The organism is Candidatus Kapaibacterium sp. (assembly GCA_023957315.1).
Lineage (GTDB): Bacteria > Bacteroidota > Ignavibacteria > Kapaibacteriales > UBA2268 > PGYU01.
Window position 1 is genome coordinate 32,639 of record JAMLHE010000019.1, and the last position, 22,064, is coordinate 54,702.

Annotated in this window: 21 protein-coding genes; 9 read left to right on the top strand and 12 right to left on the bottom strand. The window is 39.0% G+C overall.

From position 1 onward, the window contains the following. Positions 1-90 precede the first annotated feature (90 nt). A complete protein-coding gene (locus tag M9949_13995; GenBank protein MCO5252514.1) occupies positions 91-2,256 on the top strand; it encodes a choice-of-anchor D domain-containing protein in 2,166 nt (721 codons plus the stop codon). A gap of 75 nt (positions 2,257-2,331) precedes the next feature. Here the strand turns inward: M9949_13995 and M9949_14000 are convergent, their stop codons facing one another. The 3 genes from M9949_14000 to M9949_14010 all read right to left on the bottom strand — a co-directional run bounded on the left by M9949_14000 (position 2,332) and on the right by M9949_14010 (position 4,099). Then, the gene (locus M9949_14000) at positions 2,332-2,709 is read right to left on the bottom strand and encodes a DUF5362 domain-containing protein (GenBank protein ID MCO5252515.1); all 378 of its coding nucleotides are present in this window, start codon (positions 2,707-2,709) and stop codon (positions 2,332-2,334) included. A 72-nt stretch (positions 2,710-2,781) separates the two neighbouring features. Then, complete coding sequence (locus tag M9949_14005) at positions 2,782-3,408, bottom strand: carbonic anhydrase (protein MCO5252516.1); 627 nt, start codon at positions 3,406-3,408, stop codon at positions 2,782-2,784. Positions 3,409-3,424: 16 nt separating this feature from the next. Beyond that, a complete protein-coding gene (locus M9949_14010; protein ID MCO5252517.1) occupies positions 3,425-4,099 on the bottom strand; it encodes a hypothetical protein in 675 nt (224 codons plus the stop codon). A gap of 206 nt (positions 4,100-4,305) precedes the next feature. Here M9949_14010 and rpmH point away from each other — a divergent pair, with 206 nt between their 5' ends. The 4 genes from rpmH (at position 4,306) to yidC (ending at position 7,136) form a co-directional block, all read left to right on the top strand. Next, positions 4,306-4,449, top strand: coding sequence for a 50S ribosomal protein L34 (gene rpmH, locus M9949_14015; protein ID MCO5252518.1), 144 nt, complete (start codon positions 4,306-4,308; stop codon positions 4,447-4,449). Between the two features lie 103 nt (positions 4,450-4,552). Continuing rightward, positions 4,553-4,963, top strand: coding sequence for a ribonuclease P protein component (rnpA, locus tag M9949_14020; GenBank protein ID MCO5252519.1), 411 nt, complete (start codon positions 4,553-4,555; stop codon positions 4,961-4,963). 66 nt (positions 4,964-5,029) lie between these two features. Further along, the gene (gene yidD, locus M9949_14025) at positions 5,030-5,239 is read left to right on the top strand and encodes a membrane protein insertion efficiency factor YidD (protein MCO5252520.1); all 210 of its coding nucleotides are present in this window, start codon (positions 5,030-5,032) and stop codon (positions 5,237-5,239) included. Continuing rightward, entirely contained in the window at positions 5,232-7,136 is a 1,905-nt protein-coding gene (gene yidC / locus M9949_14030) for a membrane protein insertase YidC (GenBank protein ID MCO5252521.1), read from the top strand. The genes yidD and yidC overlap by 8 nt, the downstream gene beginning before the upstream one ends. Here the strand turns inward: yidC and M9949_14035 are convergent, their stop codons facing one another. The 8 genes from M9949_14035 to M9949_14070 all read right to left on the bottom strand — a co-directional run bounded on the left by M9949_14035 (position 7,137) and on the right by M9949_14070 (position 16,829). Next, positions 7,137-8,210 carry a WG repeat-containing protein gene (locus M9949_14035; protein ID MCO5252522.1) on the bottom strand — a complete coding sequence of 358 codons (1,074 nt, stop codon included), beginning with the start codon at positions 8,208-8,210 and terminating at the stop codon, positions 7,137-7,139. A gap of 13 nt (positions 8,211-8,223) precedes the next feature. Continuing rightward, a complete protein-coding gene (locus M9949_14040) occupies positions 8,224-8,703 on the bottom strand; it encodes a Cys-tRNA(Pro) deacylase (protein MCO5252523.1) in 480 nt (159 codons plus the stop codon). A gap of 33 nt (positions 8,704-8,736) precedes the next feature. Further along, a complete protein-coding gene (locus tag M9949_14045; protein MCO5252524.1) occupies positions 8,737-9,369 on the bottom strand; it encodes an L-threonylcarbamoyladenylate synthase in 633 nt (210 codons plus the stop codon). Positions 9,370-9,506: 137 nt separating this feature from the next. Continuing rightward, positions 9,507-9,848, bottom strand: coding sequence for an STAS domain-containing protein (locus tag M9949_14050; protein MCO5252525.1), 342 nt, complete (start codon positions 9,846-9,848; stop codon positions 9,507-9,509). Between the two features lie 74 nt (positions 9,849-9,922). Next, positions 9,923-11,167: a rod shape-determining protein RodA gene (rodA, locus tag M9949_14055; GenBank protein MCO5252526.1), complete on the bottom strand. Its 1,245-nt coding sequence runs from the start codon at positions 11,165-11,167 to the stop codon at positions 9,923-9,925. 4 nt (positions 11,168-11,171) lie between these two features. Further along, a complete protein-coding gene (locus M9949_14060) occupies positions 11,172-12,068 on the bottom strand; it encodes a phosphoribosylaminoimidazolesuccinocarboxamide synthase (GenBank protein MCO5252527.1) in 897 nt (298 codons plus the stop codon). A gap of 4 nt (positions 12,069-12,072) precedes the next feature. Then, positions 12,073-14,667, bottom strand: a complete 2,595-nt coding sequence (locus M9949_14065) for a hypothetical protein (protein MCO5252528.1) — start codon at positions 14,665-14,667, stop codon at positions 12,073-12,075. Further along, a complete protein-coding gene (locus M9949_14070; GenBank protein ID MCO5252529.1) occupies positions 14,664-16,829 on the bottom strand; it encodes a bi-domain-containing oxidoreductase in 2,166 nt (721 codons plus the stop codon). The genes M9949_14065 and M9949_14070 overlap by 4 nt, the downstream gene beginning before the upstream one ends. Positions 16,830-16,972: 143 nt before the next feature. On the opposite strand from M9949_14070, the gene M9949_14075 reads away from it, so the two are divergent. After that, positions 16,973-17,962: an AAA family ATPase gene (locus M9949_14075; protein ID MCO5252530.1), complete on the top strand. Its 990-nt coding sequence runs from the start codon at positions 16,973-16,975 to the stop codon at positions 17,960-17,962. Positions 17,963-17,969: 7 nt separating this feature from the next. Here M9949_14075 and M9949_14080 read toward each other — a convergent pair whose 3' ends face one another. Then, positions 17,970-19,019, bottom strand: coding sequence for a hypothetical protein (locus M9949_14080; GenBank protein ID MCO5252531.1), 1,050 nt, complete (start codon positions 19,017-19,019; stop codon positions 17,970-17,972). A 122-nt stretch (positions 19,020-19,141) separates the two neighbouring features. On the opposite strand from M9949_14080, the gene M9949_14085 reads away from it, so the two are divergent. Genes M9949_14085 through M9949_14095 form a run of 3 tightly spaced genes read left to right on the top strand, consistent with a single transcriptional unit; the run spans position 19,142 to position 21,412 of the window. Next, positions 19,142-19,777 (top strand): ATP-binding cassette domain-containing protein, encoded by a 636-nt coding sequence (locus tag M9949_14085; GenBank protein ID MCO5252532.1) that lies wholly within the window; start codon positions 19,142-19,144, stop codon positions 19,775-19,777. Continuing rightward, complete coding sequence (locus M9949_14090; GenBank protein ID MCO5252533.1) at positions 19,774-20,565, top strand: ABC transporter permease; 792 nt, start codon at positions 19,774-19,776, stop codon at positions 20,563-20,565. Before M9949_14085 ends, M9949_14090 begins: the two co-directional genes overlap by 4 nt. A 10-nt stretch (positions 20,566-20,575) precedes the next feature. Then, positions 20,576-21,412: a GNAT family N-acetyltransferase gene (locus M9949_14095; protein ID MCO5252534.1), complete on the top strand. Its 837-nt coding sequence runs from the start codon at positions 20,576-20,578 to the stop codon at positions 21,410-21,412. Positions 21,413-22,064: the final 652 nt, after the last annotated feature.

Below are 22,064 nucleotides of genomic sequence, written 5' to 3' on the forward strand. Positions count from 1 at the left end.
TTTTGCTTATTTTTACAGCCGGAAGTGTTGAACTTTCGGCTGTTTTATAAATATGAAATTTACTATAACTAATTTAAGGAGTTATCTAAAATGACACGTTTTTTTAGAATTTTCGTTTTTTTGTCGCTGATTTTTTCTGTCTCTGTCGGCTATTCACAATCAGCTGACGAAAAGTACTACATTGTTTTCACCAATTTCGAAGACCAAATGGCAGGAGATGTTGAGATTACAAATCTATTTGACCTTTGCTATTGGGATAAGTTGACCGAAGATGTCGGGTTGCGTAAGTATATTATTAAGCGTCCCTTCGGTGCATCGACTTTTGCAGAGAAAGACATCACAGAATACGATGTTGCAGTTTTCCCGATGGGAGTACATAAAGGGCTTGATGCATCGGTTGACGGAATCAAGGTATTGACCAAAATCAAACAAATGCTCGACGCTGAGAAGGGTGTTCTCATCATCGGTAATGCTGTGCTTTATGAAGCATTCAAATCCGGTGGTGATATTCAATCACGCAAATTCTTAGAAGATTATATGGGGATTGACTGGCTCGGAAGACTACAATTACTTCAAGGCGGCACGTATTATGGATTTAAAATTAATGGCTACGAAGGCGACCCGGTGTCAGCAGGATATGATAAAGTTTGTAATATGAGCTATAATCATAACAATGGTGGTTTCAAAGAACCAATGAGATTGTACCCAAGTGTTGACGTTTTTAATATTAAAGAAGGTTCAAAGGCGATACAATTTGACAGAGTCGTCGAAGCAGCGGGCAATGAAGTAACTGACTCCGTGTTCACAGGTGTAAGAGTAGAAAATGGAAAAGCACGTTGTGCCCTTTGGTCGGTCAACTTTGATATTGCCAATACATGGCACACATGGCACTTCAACGTTGCCTTGATAAACGCAATCTATTGGTGCGTAAAAGACCAACCACATCCTGAGCAAAAAATTGTGGCAGAAAACGCAACCTATGATTTCGGCAAAATCGAACCAAATCAACATGGTTTTTTGGCAGCGGCAGTCCAGAATTACGGACGCAAAAACCTAACAATTACCAAATCTGAAATAGCGAATTTTGTTGACCCTGATGCATTTTTTATAACAGAAGGTGCCGGGCAAGTTGTATTAGAACCTTTTGATGTGCACTATATTAATTTAAAGTTCTCGCCAACTGAACCACGCGCCTATAGTGAAAGTCTTGATATATTTTCTAACGCTATCAATGGCAATATTACTATAGACCTATACGGCGAAGGTGGCGACCAAGTCTTTCATGGTCCGAAAATTCAAGTTTCCGACTTACCCGTTGACTATGGCACAATTCCATTCGGCTCTTCACTTTCGAGAAATATTGCGATTACAAATACCGGTAATATCGCTTTGGTAATAGAAACCCTTAAAATAGAGGATGACGGTGACGGACACTTTACCTGGACGGAAACAGTAAAAGTGCCGATAACAGTGCAAGCCGGCACTACTCATTATATAAAGGTCAGATTCACACCGTCAGAAGAGTTAGGTGGGTCTTACGAAGGTAGAATAGAAGTCACTTCAAATGGTTTGAATAACCAAGGAAAGGCAACTATCATTGTCAAAGCAAAGGGCGCCCCAAGAGATGCAACTTCCGGTATTACATTTTCAACGAACGAATTCGATTTCGGTCCCGTTGCAATAGATTCTGATGCAGATGAATCATTGTACATCACAAATTCAGGTCATAACAATTTGAATATTTTCCAGACTAAATGGGAAGGTGACCCCGAAAACTTAGCTCAATTCAAATTTGTTGATGGTACAGAAAAGGTTCCTACATTGGAACCGGGCAATGTACATGAAATGAAAATCCGATTTTCACCTAAAAGCGAAAAGAGCTATAGCGTGAGTTTGAAAATAGTATCTAACGACCCTGTTGACGGTGTAGCAACCATCCCATTTAGGGGCGTAGGATTTGATGCATCATCAGTCGAGCCGGGCGCTTCGGGCAATTCTGCACTATCCATCAAAGCATCGCCGAATCCGGTAGAAGGAAACACTCGCTTGACTTATAACGTTGGCAAAGCAGGTTGGCTTGATTTGATGGTGATAGATTCGCAAGGTAAGATTGTTAAGCAATTATTCCAAGGCTTCGTGAATGAAGGTGAATTCCATACTTCATTCGAAGGCGATGAAGTTGCTTCAGGTGTTTATTATGTGATTGGAAAAATTAACGGCAACGTAACTCGTATGCCATTGATGATTTTGAAATAATTATACTTACTTAAACATACAAAAGGCTGACTTGATTAATCGAGTCAGCCTTTTTCGTATTTATAAATTCGTTTTTTATGCCAAAAGGCTGGAGAAATCCATAAAGCTGAGAAAAACGATAATCAATATTATATACAGCGCAAAGAAAGCAAGGGCAACAATCATTATTATTTTATTGATGAAATAAAACCTTTGTTGCTTTTCTAAAGCCATATTCAAATCCATGTCATCGCCTAACTCATTGTATCGGGCAAAACTATCAGCAGATTCCCTTAGTCTAATTCCCATTATTATATATGGCACACCAATTAGAGCAGTTATAATGCCTAAACACATGATGGCGCCATAAATAATGTAAAACATACCCACAAAACGCATGTCGGTATTCATCTTCTTGATTATTCCACGTCTGAATAAAAATGTAGTTTCAGCAATAGAGTTCGGAGTATCCATTATTCACCTCAATTATATTAAAACATCAAAAACATAGTAATATTTATACGCAGTGAAAACTTAGAAGATTACTCAAGCAATGAGTTCGAAAACTTTCTGGTCGAAGTTATAATTAAAAACCTCGCCTGTTTGGATGATATAATGCCATCCGTGTATTGTGATTTCGCCTGATTTGACACCCGATTCGACAAATGGGTATGTCATTAAGTGCTTGAGTTGAAGCACTATATTGAGCTGCTCGGTCATCCATTCGCGAGCTGATTCATCAACGCTTTCTCCCAGCAAAGCCAAGACCTCGGTTTTGACCGGATGAGCAAGTTCGAGCCATTTAGCAGTATGCGGTGTTTTAGCTAATTTTTCGGCAGGATAATAAAGTGCAGCGCACCCACCACAATTGGAATGCCCGCAAACTACAATTTTTTTGATTTCCAATGCTTGAATAGCAAATTCAATAGCCGATGTAGTAGCTAAATACTCTTCAGATTGCCTGTACATCGGTACGATGTTGGCAATATTCCGCACGATGAAGAGTTCACCGGGCTGCGACTTCGTAATCATATTTGGCACTAAACGCGAATCCGAACATCCTATGAACAAGGTGTGCGGTTTTTGCAGTTTCCCTAAGGACTCGAACAATGAACGATGAGATTCAAAGTCTTCGCTCCTAAATTTAAGTGCACCTTCGAATAAATTTTCCAAATTAAGCTCTCTTCATTTATCTTGGACCTCTTTTGCCTTCTAAATCAAATATCCAGCCCAAACCAAACATCAACGATGCAGGATGGTAGTTGAAACTTCGGTTGTCAGCATTATAACCTGAAGCTAATTGCCCTGTAATAGCATAAGTAGCCTGAATTTTTAGAACCATACGTCCCATGTCAGTTTTTAAAAGGTTAAAATGTCCGCCAAGCGCAAGTGAGAACATAGTTGACAAACCATCAGTATTAATATCATAAGATTGGTCACCGACTTCAAGTGTTCCACCGGCAGGAAAACCGGCTATAAATCCAACGGTAAAACCATTCATAAAAAAATTCGCCCCGAGGTCGATATAAGTAAAATTGTTTTCTCGCGGGTCGCCCCCGGCAACATCAGATGTTTCATAGGGGTAGTTGGCGTAAGCTAATTGGAACAACATTCCCATCCGTGAAGTCGGGTCGAAGGGAAGATAAGCTTCGGCACCGATGTCCAGCATTTTTGCCAAACCCATACCGTTTTCTATGCCGTTTGGTACTTTGGCAGCGTTGACGCCAAATTTGTACCCCAAATACAGCCCTGCACCCATCGGGTCATTACGAATTAAGCTATATCCGTCGTCACCGTAACGTTGAGCCATCGAAAAAGAAGTCATAACTACCAATAGAGTCAAAGTGCAAATTACTTTTTTCATGCTAAATCTCCCACAAAATGAAAAAGATGTTATTAATTCAGACTTCCAAAATATAAAAAAATACTGTAATAATCAAAGATAATCGTCATAAAACGATGAATTTTCTAAACATTTCAAATTCTTAGTGTTGGTTTCTGAAATATTTGTTATCTTTGTAGTTCTAAATTTGTAAACGAAAAAATTTTTTATTTTATCCAGGTATTAAGATGAAAAGAACTTATCAACCGAGCAGACGTAAACGTGCCAATAAGCACGGCTTCAGAGCGCGTATGGCAACTAAGAATGGCAGAAAGGTATTGGCTCGCCGTCGTGCAAAAGGACGTTTGAGACTTACCGTCAGCGATGAATAGCATTAAGCCGACAGACTTTAGTGGGCTTTTCTTAAAGCTGTAGCTTAATGGCTGCGATTTTGAGTAGAGCCTTATTTTTTGATTACAATTTCGGTTTGCCAAAATGTCCGACTACAAAATTAAGCCACTCAAAGGCTTCAATGCCTTTAATAGAGTTTTCGGCAAGGGCAAAAAGTTTGTTGAACGTGATATAATGGCAGTTGTAATCTACAGTCTATCTAAGTTTGAAGATTTCAAAATTCGCGAGGACGACAGCAACGAATACTGTTATGTTGGGGTGAGCGTCTCAAAAAAAATCTGCAAGAAGGCTGTGGTGCGAAATAGAGTCAAAAGACTATTACGAGTCAGTGTCAGAAGCTTTTTCTCGAATCATAGTCACACAGGACTGAAATATTTGACGATTAGTTGGCGACAAAAAGCTGATTCGAGTTCGATGATTAGACTTAAAGACCTTGAACCAAGAGTTCATCAACTACTGAATAAAATTATACAAAATGTACCGAAGGGAACTTAATTGGGCGAGTATTTAAAATATATCATCATATTGCCGATAAAATTTTACAAAAAATTTATATCGCCAATGTTGCCCCCTTCGTGCAGATTCTACCCAACTTGCTCACAATACACCATTGAATCGGTCGAAACTTGGGGCATACTACGCGGTAGCTGGCTATCAATCAAACGCATTTCTAAATGCCACCCATTGCATCGGGGTGGTTTTGACCCTGTACCCGAAAGATGTAATCATAATCATTCTGTTGTAAATTCAAATCAAAGAAATCATGGATAGGAATACGATATTAGGCTTTGTAATGATGTTTATTGTTGTTGTTGGATGGACATTATGGCAACAAGCAAATTATGAAGAAGTCCCCAAAAAACCCAAAGCTGATACCACTCATGTTGAGCAAAATATTGTAGATGACGCTCTACCTCCAATCGCAAAGCTCGATACTCTTGAACAAATCCCTCTTGATGATTCACTTGCATCCGTTAAGAAATACGGCAATGCTTTTGCATCATTTTCCGAAGGTACAGAGCAGTTTATAACTATCGAAAATGATTTGTTGGTTGCTCAAATATCAAGCAAGGGTGGCGCTATCAGAAATTGGAAGTTGAAAGATTTCAAAAAATGGGACGGCGTACCAACTCAACTAATTTGGAATGAACGCGGCGAACTGTTTATGACATTCGTGACTTTCGAAGGGATTAGAATTGACTCCCGAGATTTGTATTTTACCGCTAATAATGCCGGAAACCACAATCTGAAGGTAACAGGTAGCGATTCTGTTGAATTTAGCTTCGAATTGGCTATTTCGAGCACAAAAAAAATTATCAGAACATATAAATTTTATGGTGATAAATATATAATCGAGCAAGACATTGAAATGCTCGGTATGGACGATATAATTCCACCCAACAGAGGTTACAACCTCGTATGGGAAGACGGCATCAGATATCAAGAGTATAACTCGGTTGATGAGTCAACTGAAGCATATGCTTTTGCTCAAATGAATGGAGATGTTGCCGAAGTCAATGCAGATACTGAAAATGAAGTGGCAGAATCAAAAGAAACCGGAATAGTTGATTTTATTGGATTGAAGACTAAATATTTTGGAATCGCAATTGTTCCCGAACCTTGGCAAAGTTTTGATGGTACTGCGGATTTGAGCGGTAGGATGAACAGAATTAAAGACGAAGGTGTAGTTGAGCGTTATACAGTCTCGCTCAGAGTACCTTTCGATGGTAAAAATTCAAGCACAAGCTTCAAATATTTCATTGGACCATTAGATTACGATGCGCTACGTGAGTACAATCTCCAAGCTATGGTAAATTTGGGTTGGAAATATGGTATCCGCCAAATAAGCGAGTATTTCATGTTACCGATTTTCAAATTCATACATAGATTTGTACCTAATTACGGTATCGCGATTATAATATTTGCTTTCATAATGAAATTGCTTCTGCATCCATTGTCAATTACGCAAATGAAGTCAGCACAAAAGATGCAATTGTTGGCTCCGGAAATGACAAGAATCCGTGAAAAATACAAGGATGACAACACAAAGCAGCAGCAGGAGATAATGAAGCTTTACTCCGAATATGGAGTGAATCCCGTAGGCGGATGTTTACCAATGTTGCTCCAGATGCCGATTTTGTTTGCATTATGGCAATTATTACGAGCTTCATTAGATTTGCGTCAAGCGCATTTTGCTTTGTGGATTACAGATTTGTCGGTATATGACAAAATCATTGATTGGGGCTATCCTATACTTGGTTTATCGCATATTTCGGGATTAGCTTTGTTGATGGGTATAACCATGTTTTTCCAACAAAAGCTCACAATTACTGACCCACGCCAAAAAAGCATTATTTATATTATGCCTATAATGTTTACTTTCATGTTCTCGTATTTCCCTGCAGGTTTGAACTTGTATTATTTCATGTTCAATTTATTGAGTATTGCTCAACAAGTTTACCTGAACAAATTCGCTAAGAATCGCCCAACTCTTGAAATGCTGAAAAAAGCACCTAAGAAAGATTCGTGGTTGCAAAAGAAAATGCGTGAAGCACAAGAATTGGCAGAATCACAAGGAAGAACATTGCCCGGAGCCAAAACACAAAGCCGCGACCAAAATGTAAATCAGAAAAAGCGCCCCACTCAAGGCGGAAAGAAACGCAAATAACTATTTAACTTTTTTGTTGAATCGTAAATCAATCACGGTATCTGCTTCTTCGGGGATATGAATCAGGAATTTCCCTTCTGGAGTAATCCAGCCTTGTTCATTGGTTTCGCTGTCAACTGCCCATGCTAAACCATTTTTGAATCTTTCGGCTGAGTCAAATTCACGTTCGATTAGCTTTTGACCAATATAATTGACGAAGCTCCATTTGCCGTTTAATCTAACAGCTCCCATACCTTCGGAAAAATTGCGAACATCTTCATATTGAAAGTCAACTGTCATAATGTTAGAAGCGTTGACTACACCCCAAACAGCTTGTTCATAACTATCAACGGCTCTACCTATAAAAGCATGACCATAGCTGAAATCATGTGCAAAATCGTAATGAGTTGGAATTCGCATTACACCCTGTTTGTCAACAAAACCCCACAAACCGAGCACATTGACCCGAGCTAAGCCTTCCTTGAATTCAGCGGCATCATCATATTGATAATCAATTACAACTTTACCTGTCGAATCAATATACCCAAATAATGAATTTTCGTTCACAACTGCAGCATAACCCTCGCTGAAAGAGTACCCGAAAGTTTCGTCATCGAATTTTATCAGAAATGTTCCGCTTGTATCAATGAAGCCGCGAACATTTCGATTCATTACCCATGCTTTACCTTCGCTGAAATTCAGTGCATCAAGATAAATTGATGGAACCACTTCTTTTCCGTTTTTATCAATAAACCCGTACATGCTCAGTTGATTTGAAGTATCGAGTATATGAATCAACATTGCTCTGCCATCGGAAAAATTCCGAATCACATTGCAATCCGGCATAGCAATATTTCCTTCGTCAGTCATAAATGCCCACCGAGATTTACCTTCGTATCTGAGAAATATTGTGTAAAAGCCTTCGGAATAGTCATTGATATAATTGACATTCAAAGGCGAAAATAGTTGATTACCATCATGGTCAATCACGTACCACAAGCTATCTACACGAAATGCGGCTAAGGGGCTTTGCTCGGCTTCAGCCGAATGGGAGATACAAAAAGTCAGAATAACTAACAAAAAGATGTATTTCATATTTTTCCGATAATTAAATTGCAACATCAACAAGTTCAGGGCTGAGAATAGTTTTAATAATATCGGGGCTTAATTGCAAAATTAAGCCCCGTTTTCCGCCATTAATATAAATACGTTCCAAATCAAAAATGGTTACTTGTGCATAGACAGGTAAATGCTTTTTTGTGCCAAAGGGGCTTGTTCCTCCGAACATATAACCGGTAGCATTCATTGCGATTTTGGCGTCGCATGGCTCGACCTTTTTTACGCCCATTAGCCTTGCCAGTTCTTTTAGTGAGACTTCCTTATCGCCATGCATCAACATGCAGATAATCTCGCCGTCAGCGTCAAGTATCAAAGTTTTGACTACTGAGTGTTCTTCTACATTCAATTCATCGGCTGTGTGCTTTGTGCCGCCTTTTTCTTCGTACTCGTACTCGAAAGGCTCAAAATCAACATTGAAGTTTCTCAATAACCTGATAGCAGGTGTGACAGGAATTTTATCTTTGCTCAACTTTATCTCAAATTGTTCAACATCATAGATAAATTACAGTAAGAAATCTTTGAGTTTCGGCATTCCGGCACCTTCGCGAATTATTTCGTAGGTGTCTCCGGTCAAATCAACAATTGTTGATTCGCCCGCAAATTCGTATTCATCCGAACTAACGGCAATATCAACGAGTTTTGAAAATGCCTCGATTATTTCGTGAGGGTCTGTCATAGCCCCCTTATCCGGCAATTTAGCAGATATTGAGATGATAGGCGATTCGAGTGATTTGAGTAATGCTTGTGATAGAACATTTTCCGGCACTCTAATTCCGGCGGTTAATCTTTTGGGATTTTGTGCAAACTTTGGCACTAATTTAGACGCCGGCAAAATAAATGTAAATGGTCCAGGCACAAGTCTTTTGATTAATTTATATGCGTCGTCAGATACTTTAGCAAATTCAGAAACGTTCGATAGCGAATCGCACAAGAAAGTTAGAGATTGCGATTCGGGGAGCTTACGGATAGCCCGAAGCCTTGATATAGCTTCTTTGTTGGATAATGCACATCCGAGAGTAAACTGAGTATCAGTCGGATAAAGTATGACCGCTCCGTCTCTTAGTGCATCAACGACTTTAAGAATCTTGTTTGCTTCAGGGTTCTTGCGGTGGATATTCAATTCTAATGCTGACATATAAACTCCTGTTTATGAAATGTACAATTACTTTAAGTAATTTATAAAAAAAACATCAAATACTAAAATAATAAATACAAAAACCGATAATTTATTTTATCGGTTGCTGATTTTTTTTCATTAGTAATGGAAAAAGCTTAATTGAACTTGCTTTTAGCAGTTTCGATGTCTTCGGTAATCATCAAGTAAGAAGATACCTTGGTCATGTTCAACACATCCATTAGGGTTTTGTTCAGATTGCAGAATACAATTTTGTAAGGAGATTCGCTGAACTTAACGTGCATTCTGACAATAATACCAATCACAATCGAACTTAAGTATTGGACATCTTTGAGGTTGATTATCAAATTGGAATTAGCGGCTATACCGTTCTTATCAATTACTTCAACCAATTCATCAGTTTCTTCTCCGCCAGTAAAATGACCACTTGGACTTATAATTGCGAATTTATCAAAAAATTCGACATTAATTTTTCCCATAAATTTTCCTATAATAAGAGTAATTTAAAATCTTTGAGATAACACGTATAATCAATTAATTTATGATAATAATATTAGACATTTCGCTTGATTTTGTGATTTCGGTAGCTGTTAAGTATAATCCCGATAACAGCTAAATTTACCAACATCGAACTGCCGCCGTAGCTCATAAATGGCAATGGAATCCCCATAACAGGTATCAAACCTATTACCATCCCAATATTTATCGTGCAGTGATACAAGAACATCATAGCTGTTCCTGCGGCAACCACGCTCGAAAATTTATCAAACATCGAAGCAAGCGTCACTAATCTGATTAATAAAATACTAAACAGAACCAATACAGTTGCACCACCCAAAAAGCCAAATTCTTCGGTCGGCACGGAATAAATGAAATCCGTTCGTTGCATTGGGATATATCTAAGCTGAGTTTGAGTGCCCTGCATAAACCCCTTGCCTGTCACACCACCGCTGCCGACTGCCATCTTTGATTGAATCACATTATAACCGGTGCCGCGTGGGTCATTTCCCGGATTGAGGAATGTCTCGATTCTTGATTTTTGGTGGTCTTGCAAATTACCATATACCAAAGGGGCAATGAAGCCAATTGATACGAATATACCGATTGCAATCAATGTCAGCACTATTTTTCGTTTGAACAATAATGCTAATCCTGAAAAAACTACAGCACCAACGACATAAAAAACAAAGCCTTTGAGTGCGAGTAAAATCAAGACCGGTATTACGACTATGAAAAAGATGATAAATGGGTTAAACCCTGCCCAATATAATACGCCGCCGAGCATGGCTATAATTACAGTAACGGTTCCATGGTCGGGTTGCAGATAAATCAAAAGCGCCGGAATGATGCTTATTAATATTGAAACACCGCTACCTCTGATATTTCGGACATCTACTCCCTTAGAGGAAATATATTTTGCCAAACCAAGAAGCAATCCGAATTTAGCTAATTCTGCCGGTTGCAATGAAAAACTACCTATACGCAACCATCCTTTAGTACCATAAATTACAGTGCCGAACAATAGTACAACCACGAGAAGCAACACGCTGATGCCATAAATATAAGGAGCAGCATTTCTTACAAAATTTTTGGGGAGTAAAACAATCACAGTCATGACGACAAGCCCCAAACCGACCGCCGATAATTGTCTGTAAAAATAAGATGAAGCATTGGCATCGGCGGTTGAGCTATAAATTGAAATCAAGCCAAAGGCAATTAAAAGTAAAACGGGAATAAAGAGCACCCAATCAAATGCTACAACTTTTGGGTCATCTATGAACAAAGGCTTTTGCTTCATAAAATTATTCCGATATCCAAGTATCACCGGTTATGAGTTCGAATGCTTTTTTGTATTTTTCCAATGTGAAATATAAAATTTCATCCGGGAGTTCGGGTGCAGGGGCTTGTTTGTTCCAATCTATCGTCTCTAAGTAATCTCGTAAAATTTGTTTGTCGAAATTGTATTGTTCAACTCCGGGTGTGTAATATTCTTTTAACCAAAAACGAGAAGAATCGGGAGTTAGAACTTCATCAATCAAAATTATTTCGCCGTCGGCGTTTTTACCGAATTCAAATTTTGTATCGGCAAGAATTATTCCGCGTTGTAACATAAATTCATGAGCAAATTTATATATTTTTAAAGAGATATCTCTTAAAAATGAGGCATCATTTTCACCTACAATTTCAGCTGCTTGCTCGTAGGATATATTTTCGTCGTGCCCCGTTTCGGCTTTTGTGGCAGGCGTGAAAATCGGTTCGGGCAATTGACCGTATTGCTCTAATCCTTCGGGCAAATCAATCCCGCAGACAGAATGATTTGATTGGTATTCCTTCCATCCCGAACCTGCTAAGTATCCGCGTACAACACATTCAATTGCGAATGGAGTCGCTTTTGTGACGACCATCGAGCGGTCTTTGAGTATTTTCCGATAAACTGCTAATTTCTCGGGGTAATCAGCCACATCCATAGTTAGGAAATGGTTCTTGATTAGATGCCCGGTTTGAGCAAACCAAAAGGCTGAAATACGGTTCAATATCGCACCTTTTTGTGGAATCGCTTGCCGCATAATCACATCAAAAGCCGAAATCCTATCAGTTGCTACAAACAGCAGATTTTCCCCGAGGTCATAAACGTCGCGAACTTTGCCTTTGCGAACAAGGTCGAATCCCTGCAAATCAGTCTCGTATAGTGCTTTCATATAATTAACTTAAGAATATTTGGATAAAATACTGAGCATAAGCCAATATCGAATTATTAATTTGATAAAATACAAGTGGAACACCAATTGACAAAAGGAATAACATCAAGCCTGCAAAATAGACCCTATGAGTCGGCACATCAAACAAAACTGAGGTTGAGCGTAAAAGCCTTGCTATTGTCCATGCACTTGTAAAGAGATACAACAAAATGAATATCCATATTGTTGATGGCGCCATCGCAAGTATTCTAATCAAAATAATAGATATAGGCAATAATAATATCGCCGGCAATGCAGCCCAAAACGACAATACTGTGCAATCATTGAAATAGACTCTCGCACGAAATATCAACGAAAATCCCTTGATTATAAGTGCAGTCAAAAATGCTAACGCTAAACTGATGACCGATATTATCAAAAAAGTAACTTCCGGCATCCATATCAACTTGTAAAAGGCTATTTGCAGTGCCTTGCTTGGGATAATGAGCATTAAGATGTATTGGAAAACGAAACTATCTTTGTAAAAATAGAATATCGAAGCCAGATATATACCTACTGTGAGCGATATCAAAACTCCAAGCAAAATTGTTTGCAAAGAGGAGATGATGCGTTGGTCTCGAATATCCGAATAAAAATTATACGGGCGAAGCAAAGAACGGAGCAAATATTCGCGGAAGCGTCGGAAGCGATTAACGAGCAAAATCAACAAGATTCCGAGCACAAGCCCTACTGCAATGAATGAAATCGGAGTAGATTCTCGGTGGCTTCCGGCGTTCAACAATGGGTCTTTTTCATCATTGAAAATTGCCTGAACAGTAGAATAAGTCAATCTTTGGTTTCTTTCTCTGTCAACCAAACCGGCAGTATTGAGATAGGGGTCGTCGCCATTAATTGTTAAAATCGGATTATGCTGAAGATAGTCGTTGAAATTTGAAATTAAACTACCTGAACCGTTGTTGTTGTTAACGATTTTGAATGTATTCAAAATTTTATACGACTGCGATTCAATCGAAAGTGGGTCGCTGTATCCGTTATGATTGAAAGGTTGAATCAAAGAACCATAACTCATGAACACCGGCAAACCGCGAACAGATTTTTTGAGCTTTGCAAATTCTTCATCCGCATCGAACAAATTGTTGTTCATCCTTGCGTCTCGCAAACCAATCAAATCGAATCCTTCTGTATGAACATTCGAAAATCCGAAAGGGATAATTTTAGCTAACAATTTGTTAGAATTTTTGCGGAAAACTTCGATAATTTTATCGTAGAAAGTTCCGTTAGCATTATCAGATTCGGGGACACCATCGGAAATAATCCAAGAAAAGACACTCGCATGATTGTCATATACGCTAATGAATTGCTTGGCAATATTTAGAGTATAAATTTGGATTTCATCCATATTCAAAAGCGGAATTGGAGTGTCGTAAATTGGCAAATCTATCCCGAGCAAAATACCATTGCGGTCGCATAAATTCACAAAAAGCGGGTGTGGCGGAGAGTATTTCGTTCGTATAAAATTCGCTCCCAAAATTTTTATCATTTCGATGTCGTCCACCATGCTCTTGAAATAGAGCGTTTGTCCACCATTTGAGATATCCTCAATGTAGCCCACACCTTTAATTTTAAACGGTTTTCGGTTCAGCAAAATTTGTGGCTTATTCTCATCTTTTATGATAGTAAGCTCTTTGACACCGAAGTTGAGAGTATAATCATCAATTTTGATTCCACCCTTATAAACAGTAATTTCAGCAACGTATAGATATGGATTATCAGGACTCCAAAGGTTAGGATTTGGAATGGAAAAGGAGACGGGAACAATTGCTGTTCTTTCGCTTTCAATCGTGAAAGATTTTTGTTCGGAATTCAATAGCAAAGTTCCATCGGCAGAATTGACTTTTACATCTACCGTATATTCTTCTTTATTTGTGGAAATTATGCCAATCGAATCATTTTCGGGTTTTTTAATAGCGAGATATTTCAAGTTTCCGGCACTTACATTGACCTTTGTAGCGATACTCGCTATGCTCATATTTTCGTTGAAAGTGGTTTTGAGACCAATATCGGAAATCCACACATGAGGCGTTCCGCATAAAAGTATCTCGCGAATTACGCCGGTATAAATTTTTCTTGCCAAAAGATGCTGAGTTCGAATCATCTTTGTACTGCTTTTGGCAGACGAAATCACAAGTTTGACTGAGTTTGTGCCACCTTTGATTACTCTATCGGGGATTTTGACTTCAAATGGAACCAAGCCGCCAAAATAACGACCGATGAATTGCTCATTCCAATAGACTTCGATTTGGTGGTCAATCCCAAGGAAAAATAATTGCCACGAATATGATTCTGAAAGTTTTTCCGGAAGAACCACTGCACGCCTGTAAACACTTTGTCGGTTGGATTCTTCGGAATACGGTAATCTAACCGGACTCCAATCAACTTCGTTGTAAGAATGCTCCCAATTGCCCGACAAATCAGTCACTAACCTTGTTGTCGAAGGAACAATTTCTTCGATATTTGATTGGCTTAACGGAGTATATCCAAAAATTTGAACGACTGTTAAAATTAAAAATGTCAAAATTACAAGTGTTATTCTTTTCATGATACCTCAGTAGTTTTATTCCATGTATATTTTAGAGCGCCCGGCAACCCGGTTTTGAGTGATTCGACAGCAACGAAAGTTGCTTCAGTAACGGCAAAAATCTCCTGCGGAGTTATCGGCATAGATGTTCCGGTAGTAATTGCATTCATAAATTTTCCGACTTCTTCATTTATTCCTTTCAAAGCACCTGTTTCGATAATTTTCGAATTGCTTTTGTCGAATATAGTCATTTTATTGAAATTATCCATAATATAACTTACATTAGATGCAAAGACTTCGCAATATTCTTTTGGCATCATCGCGCCACCCTTTGCTGTATAGATAATATTCCCGATACTTCCATCAGCAAAAGTAAGTGCAATTGATATATTATCGCTGTCGGTATCTGCAATATTATCGCCCGAAACACTATTTGCAAAAACAGTTTTTGGCAATGAACCGGTCAGATACACCATGCAATCTATGAAATGGCATACTTCGCCGATAATTCTGCCGCCTTGTTCGGGCGATTGCACCCAATGAGTTTTGGGAATAAAACCTGCATTTACGCGATAAGTCATTACAATCGGATATGTTCTGCCGGCAATTTGCTTCTTGATTTCTGTAAATGCTCTTGAAAATCTTCGGTTAAATCCAACCATGAACGGTGTTTTAGTTAGCTCGTAAGCTTCGATAATTTGGTCAAGTTCATTGTAATTGATAGCAAGAGGCTTTTCGACAAATATTGGCTTCCCGGCTTTGAGCGATGCAGTTACAAATTGAGCGTGGCTGTCATGTCGAGTAGCACAAAATACTACGCTCACGTCAGCATGATTGATGACTTCCAAACCGTCAGTGGTGCAAACAGCAAATCCATTTCGTTCGGCTGCTGTTTTCGCATTGATTGGCGTATTGGATGCCACTGCTACCAAATTTGCATTTGCAGATTTTAGCGGCGGAATCAGATAATTTTGAGCAAAAGTGCCAAGCCCGATAAAACCGATTCCCGGATTTGGATTCTTTTCGACTTTTGCGATTGTAACTGATTTTAAAATTTCATTTTTCGAATTGTCATACTTGAGAATAATTCCGGTATATTTTTCATCTACTTCGCCCGTTATCATCGAATATGCCTTATGGGCATCATTCAAATCAAATGTGTGAGAAGTCATGATGTCGGTATCGAGCTTGCCCATCGCAATCAAATCCAGAATTGATTGCATATTCCGATTTTCAGTCCATCGGACATATGCAATCGGATAATCTATACCTTTGGATTCGTAATCAGGGTCGTATCGCCCGGGACCATAACTCGAGGAAATTTTGAAATCAACTTCTTTTAGATAAAAATGTGTACGCGGAATATTCATCCCAACAGCGCCCACCACGACTACGGTTCCTTTTTTGCGAACTATTTCCATAGCCAATTCAACAGGCACATTTGACGATGTTCCGGCAGTAAGGATTACGGAATCAAAACCTGCACCACGAGTGAATTCGTTTAATTTTGGAACAGCGGCAGAATCCGATAAAAACGTTTCGTCGCATCCGCATTGTTTAGCATTTTCAAATAATGAGGAATCAATATCCAAGCCTGCGACTCTGCAACCCGATGCTTTCAATAGCTGAACTGTAATATTGCCAATAAGCCCAAGTCCGATTACAGCAACTGATTCACCGATTCGAGGCTGAGCTTGGCGGACTCCTTGCATGGCAATAGCACCCAAAGTTGCGAATGAGGCTTGCTTGGCACTCACTCCGGCGGGAATTTTCACTGCAAGATTTTCCGGAACTGCGATAATTTCAGCATGATTAGCGATTCCGGCGCCGGCACATGCAACTAAATCGCCGGGCTGGAATTTTTCGGATTTGCTGACGATAACTTCGCCTGCGGAGCTATATCCCAGGGGCTTGTAAGAATCGAGTGTGTTTTTAATTCGTTTGAATGTAGAGAGTATTCCCTCTTTTTTAATGAAATCAAGCACCAATTTTAAATCTTCGGGTTGGCGACGAGCCCGCTGAAAGAGCGAACTCTTTGCCTTGGTAACAGTCGTTTTCTCGGTTCCGGCACTAATCAAGGAATAGTGATTACGCACCAAGATGCCGTTTGGAGGGCATTCCGGAGCCGGAACTTGCTCGACTGAAATCTTTCCACTTTTCTGATACTGAATTACCTGAAGCATGATTTTCTTTTTTGCTTTTATATAAACAACAAAATTAACACTTTTAGAAATAAAATAAGGTTAAACTTTAATATCTTATTGTTGTAAATTAACATAAAGTTCGTTCGTCTTAGTATTTTTGCATATTATCAACTAAGGGAAACATGGCTTCTAATATTTCAGACAAAGAATTGCTCGAAAGACTTTCGAAAACGATAATAGACGTAAAGGGTGAAATCGGCAAAGTTATCATTGGTCAAAATGCAATTGTAGAGCAACTAATTATCGCTATGTTTGCACGGGGGCACGTGCTTTTAATCGGTGTGCCGGGTCTTGCAAAAACTTTACTTATCCGTACATTATCACGTGCAATGGATTTGAATTTCAGTCGCGTTCAATTCACCCCTGACTTGATGCCCGGTGATATAAGCGGTACGGAAATCATCGAAGATGATTTGAGCACAGGTCACAAGCATTTTCGTTTCGTCAAAGGTCCTATTTTTGCTAATATCGTTTTGGCTGATGAAATCAACAGAACACCTCCAAAAACTCAAGCTGCATTGCTTGAAGCTATGGAAGAGCACGCTGTAACTGCTGCCGGAACTACTTATAAATTAGATGAACCATTTTTCGTGTTGGCTACACAAAATCCAATCGAACAAGAGGGAACTTACCCATTGCCCGAAGCACAATTAGACCGTTTCATGTTCAATATTTGGCTTGATTATCCGAGTTTCGAAGAAGAAATTGAAATCGTTCGTGCTACTACAACCGAACATAAACCGGTTGTCAATCAAATTTTGAATGGAGAGCAAATTCTCGAATTCCAAAATTTAGTCAGGAAAATCCCCGTTGCCGATAATGTAATCAAATATGCTGTAAAACTTGTTACTGCAACTCGTCCCGAAGAGACCGCACTCGATTTCATCAAGGATTATATTAGCTATGGAGCGGGTCCGCGAGCGTCGCAATATTTAATATTAGGCGCCAAATCACGTGCTGCAATCTTGGGCAAATTCACTCCTGACATTGATGACGTAAAGGCTGTGGCATTGCCCGTTTTGCGTCATAGAATAGTAACAAATTTCAATGCCGAATCCGAAAGCGTTTCAGCAAATGAAATTGTTAGACGTATGATAGAAAGAATAAATTAAAAATCAATTACGATTCCTTACGCGGGCGTCCTCTCTTTTTGGGAGCATCGCCCGTTTCCGGTTTTGGAGCGACTGCTTTAGTCGCACGAGCTTTTCTTGCAGGTTTTGCCGCAATTGAATTATCTGATTCACCGAAAATCAGCTCTTTGAATGTAAAATCTTTTTTCGCTTCCTTATGCGAGGATGCTATTTCAATCAAATAATCGGCAGTATTTTCAATCAACCACTCGAAATGACTTTCACCAAGATATTCCTTGTCGGCATGAGGCGTTGGATTCACTAAATCAATTGCGTAAGCTGTTCCGTTCAATAAACCAATATCAATCGAATTAAATTCAAATCCCAAAAGATTTGAAACATCGTTGCAAATCTTGGTCAACAATTTTACAACCGATTCCTCAATATTTTCGCTATTTTTTTCATAGCGCATATGCAATGGCTTGCCGGGTTCGTATTTTACAATCAAAATGCGTTTGCTTGCAATCACAAAGCATCTGTAATAAGCATCAAAATTGATTGATTCTTGGACAACCATCGGGTTCTTTCCTGTCAGTTCGTATGCCGAGAAAAATTCTTTGCGATTGTAAACTTTGTAAGCATTTGCCGATGTATGACCAAAATTGGGTTTCAAATATGCAGGGAATTTGACGAATGAAAACACTTCGTCCCAATTCAGAGGATACTTCAAATTATGAAAAGTGTCAGCATTTGTATCGTCCGGTAATTCTTTGCTTGGCAATAAAACAGTTTTAGGAGTTGGTATGCCGATTTTTGCAGCCAATGCAGATTGGAAAATATTATTATCCGCACAATTCCAAAAAGGATTATTTACAATCCTTGTACCGTTTAGTAAAGCCAATTTCAAAAATGAATTATAGAATGGAACTCTGTATGATATTCTGTCGAAAATTACGCTGTAGTCAGTCGTCTCCGTATTTTTAATCGCATCAATAGATAGCGACTCTGCTTTGAACTTATCTGTTTTGGAATTGATTCGTTCCACTAATTCCTTAGGGAACGACAATTCATTTCCGAAAACGATTCCAATCTTTTTCATTTTTTTCCTCCCGGCTATAATTCATATAATTCAAAAATTTGCAAATAGAATGACTTTAAAAATAAGCATAATTTATATAAATACGTAATTAATACTCAGCGATTTTATCGTTAAATTTGTTGATGTTTAAATCAATCGAATTGCAACAAGTTTATAAAAATTTTACCGAACGCGAACTTTTCGCCGGACTTGATATTAATTTCAAAGTTGGCGAAATTCACGGGCTGATTGGCAAATCCGGCAGTGGCAAATCTACCATTGTCAATATGATTTGCGGCTTCGATTTTCCGAATAGCGGTAAAGTGCTTATAGACGGGAAAATTGCCGAAGCACAAGATTTCAAATCGCTCCGTACTTGTACTGCATATGTCCCTCAAAATGTAAATATAATCGGTTCGGGCAAAGTCCGAGAGACAATCCAAAGCAGCTTTGAATTCAAATCGAACAAATCAAAGCGACCTAATAACGACCAAATACTTTCGGTGATAAAACATCTCGGACTTGATGAAAACATTCTCGAATCCGAATTCAAAAGCACTTCGGGCGGCGAAAAACAGAGAATAGCTATCGCAATTGCAACTTTGCTCGACAAACAAATCATGATATTCGATGAGCCAAGTTCGGGGCTGGACGACCGCTCGAAAGAAATCGTAGCCGCATATATAAGCAATCTGAGAGACAAAATAATCATTATCTCTACCCACGACCTTGTATTGAAAGAAATTTGCACAAGTATGACCGAGTTGGAGCAAAAATGAACGGCTACGACATTTCCTGGACATCACTTTTTGTCGGCTCGCTCATTCTACTCGTGCCAATTTACGTCTTTTACTACTTCAAAACAGGGCTCGTTAAAGATACACTGATTGCCTTTGGCAGAATGATAGTTCAACTGATGCTTGTTGGGCTATATTTAGAGCTGATTTTTGAGATTGATTCGCCACTAATCAATTTGACTTGGGTACTTGTGATGATTGTGGCTGCATCGCTTTCCGTCAGCAAACGAAGTGACCTGAAGCTAAAATTCATTTTCGTCCCGATATTAGCCGCTATTGCAACTAATGTTGTCATAAACGGCTGTGTATATGGTTTTATAGTAATCGGCACAGAATATATTTTCGAAGCACGATATTTGATTCCAATTATGGGTATGATAATCGGAAATACTTTGAATGCGGCAATAATCGGCATCAGGACATATTTCAATCAAATCAATTCCGAATATGAAAAGCTAAAATATGATTTGCTTTGCGGTGCATCACTCCACGAAGCCCTGATGAAATTCAACACCCGAGCCTATCGCGAGGCATTCAATCCCGTAATTGCTTCGACGGCGGTGATTGGTTTGATTTGGTTGCCGGGCATGATGACAGGGCAAATTTTAAGCGGAAGCAACCCTATGACAGCAATTAAGTACCAAGTTATAATAATTATTACTATCTTTGCAGGGTCGGTAATCACGATATTTACAACTTTAGCTTTATCGAAAAAGTTTGCTTTTGATGAGTATGACAACCTGAAAACTGAAATTTTTAACAAAAAGTAAAGGTATCAATATGAATTGCATTGTTCGCAAAATGGAATTGCCCGAAATCGAAATAGCCATGCACCTTGCATATAAGGAAGGCTGGAATCCCGGATTGAACGACGGAATTGCTTTTTATAATACCGACCCGCATGGGTTTTTATTGGCGGAATACAAAGGCAGAGTAGTCGGGACAATTTCATCAGTCAATTATGGCGACGGATTCGGCTTTATCGGCTTTTACATTGTGGATAGTGATTATCGTGGAACTGTTGTCGGCACCCAATTAGGGATGGCAGCGCTTAACTACCTCAAAGACCTGAATATCGGCATAGACGGAGTAGTCGCAAGAGTTGAGAACTACAAACGCTTGGGATTCAAAGAAGCGTACAAAAATATTCGTTTCGAGGGCATCGGCGATAAATTCATTGTTGAACCGGAAGTCGTGCATACAAAAATTATTGATTTTCAGGAAATCGCCGATTACGACGCGAGATGTTTTCCGGTCAGACGCGAAAAATTCCTGAAGGGTTGGCTCGAAATGATAAATTCGCATTCTTACGTTTTTTACGAAGAAAACAGAGTCAAAGGCTACGGTGTGATTCGTTCCTGCCGCAAAGGATACAAAATTGGTCCTCTTTTTGCCGATGATATCCACATTGCCGAGCAGCTTTACAAAGCATTGGCAAACAAAGCCGCCGATGAGCTAATTTATTTCGATACGCCCGAAGCAAACCTCTTTGCCGTTGACTTAGCCCACAAATACGAAATGAAAAAAGTCTTCGAGACAGCCCGCATGTACACCGGCGAAGAACCACTCATAGACTTACCCAAAATCTTCGGCGTTACATCTTTTGAGTTGGGGTAGGGGTTATGTTGTATTATTTTAAATCTAAAATACGTTTGCAAACATAGCCCACGAATTTATTCGTGGGTGCGAGGAAACGTTTATCTGTGTTTATCCCGCAAGGGATTGAATGTGAATAGCCCCGTATGAAATGCGGGGAAAAGAAATCGCGACATATTCAACAATCCTGAAGGGATTGAATGTTTATAGCAATTTTTAACCTTCCGAAGGTTTTTTTTGCTTTTCAGGTTGTCAATTGTAACAACTGACTGAACGAGAAAATTAAAAAATAATTTGCTTATCTCAAAACAATTTTTTAATATTGTATTGTAAATAAATGCAATCTGAAAAATTGTTTTACAATGGTAAATGACACCGGATATATTAACTTATTAAAAGTACACAGAAGTGGAGTCATACGAACGTGTGATGACTTTCGTAATGCTGATTATTATGTTTCTTCTTGCCAACAATCAACGGTGAGGAAAGCTCACCGAGCAAATCACAAACACAACTCTCAATATACAAACGCAAAGTATCTCTTACACAACAGAGTGCGAGGTGTTGTATGAAAGTCCTTTAAACTCTCGGTACCCGGGGTGTGACGAGCAGTAGAATACCCGATTTATGAAATTTATTTTTTTTTTAAATTTAATAGGATATTTATATGAAA

Bases quoted from the DNA above. Each gene is read 5' to 3' on its own strand.
- M9949_13995 (MCO5252514.1), top strand. From the start codon at position 91: ATGACACGTTTTTTTAGAATTTTCGTTTTTTTGTCGCTGATTTTTTCT.
- M9949_14000 (MCO5252515.1), bottom strand. From the start codon at position 2,709: ATGGATACTCCGAACTCTATTGCTGAAACTACATTTTTATTCAGACGT.
- M9949_14010 (MCO5252517.1), bottom strand. From the start codon at position 4,099: ATGAAAAAAGTAATTTGCACTTTGACTCTATTGGTAGTTATGACTTCT.
- rpmH (MCO5252518.1), top strand. From the start codon at position 4,306: ATGAAAAGAACTTATCAACCGAGCAGACGTAAACGTGCCAATAAGCAC.
- rnpA (MCO5252519.1), top strand. From the start codon at position 4,553: ATGTCCGACTACAAAATTAAGCCACTCAAAGGCTTCAATGCCTTTAAT.
- yidD (MCO5252520.1), top strand. From the start codon at position 5,030: ATGTTGCCCCCTTCGTGCAGATTCTACCCAACTTGCTCACAATACACC.
- yidC (MCO5252521.1), top strand. From the start codon at position 5,232: ATGGATAGGAATACGATATTAGGCTTTGTAATGATGTTTATTGTTGTT.
- M9949_14035 (MCO5252522.1), bottom strand. From the start codon at position 8,210: ATGAAATACATCTTTTTGTTAGTTATTCTGACTTTTTGTATCTCCCAT.
- M9949_14045 (MCO5252524.1), bottom strand. From the start codon at position 9,369: ATGTCAGCATTAGAATTGAATATCCACCGCAAGAACCCTGAAGCAAAC.
- M9949_14050 (MCO5252525.1), bottom strand. From the start codon at position 9,848: ATGGGAAAAATTAATGTCGAATTTTTTGATAAATTCGCAATTATAAGT.
- rodA (MCO5252526.1), bottom strand. From the start codon at position 11,167: ATGAAGCAAAAGCCTTTGTTCATAGATGACCCAAAAGTTGTAGCATTT.
- M9949_14060 (MCO5252527.1), bottom strand. From the start codon at position 12,068: ATGAAAGCACTATACGAGACTGATTTGCAGGGATTCGACCTTGTTCGC.
- M9949_14065 (MCO5252528.1), bottom strand. From the start codon at position 14,667: ATGAAAAGAATAACACTTGTAATTTTGACATTTTTAATTTTAACAGTC.
- M9949_14070 (MCO5252529.1), bottom strand. From the start codon at position 16,829: ATGCTTCAGGTAATTCAGTATCAGAAAAGTGGAAAGATTTCAGTCGAG.
- M9949_14075 (MCO5252530.1), top strand. From the start codon at position 16,973: ATGGCTTCTAATATTTCAGACAAAGAATTGCTCGAAAGACTTTCGAAA.
- M9949_14080 (MCO5252531.1), bottom strand. From the start codon at position 19,019: ATGAAAAAGATTGGAATCGTTTTCGGAAATGAATTGTCGTTCCCTAAG.
- M9949_14085 (MCO5252532.1), top strand. From the start codon at position 19,142: ATGTTTAAATCAATCGAATTGCAACAAGTTTATAAAAATTTTACCGAA.
- M9949_14090 (MCO5252533.1), top strand. From the start codon at position 19,774: ATGAACGGCTACGACATTTCCTGGACATCACTTTTTGTCGGCTCGCTC.
- M9949_14095 (MCO5252534.1), top strand. From the start codon at position 20,576: ATGAATTGCATTGTTCGCAAAATGGAATTGCCCGAAATCGAAATAGCC.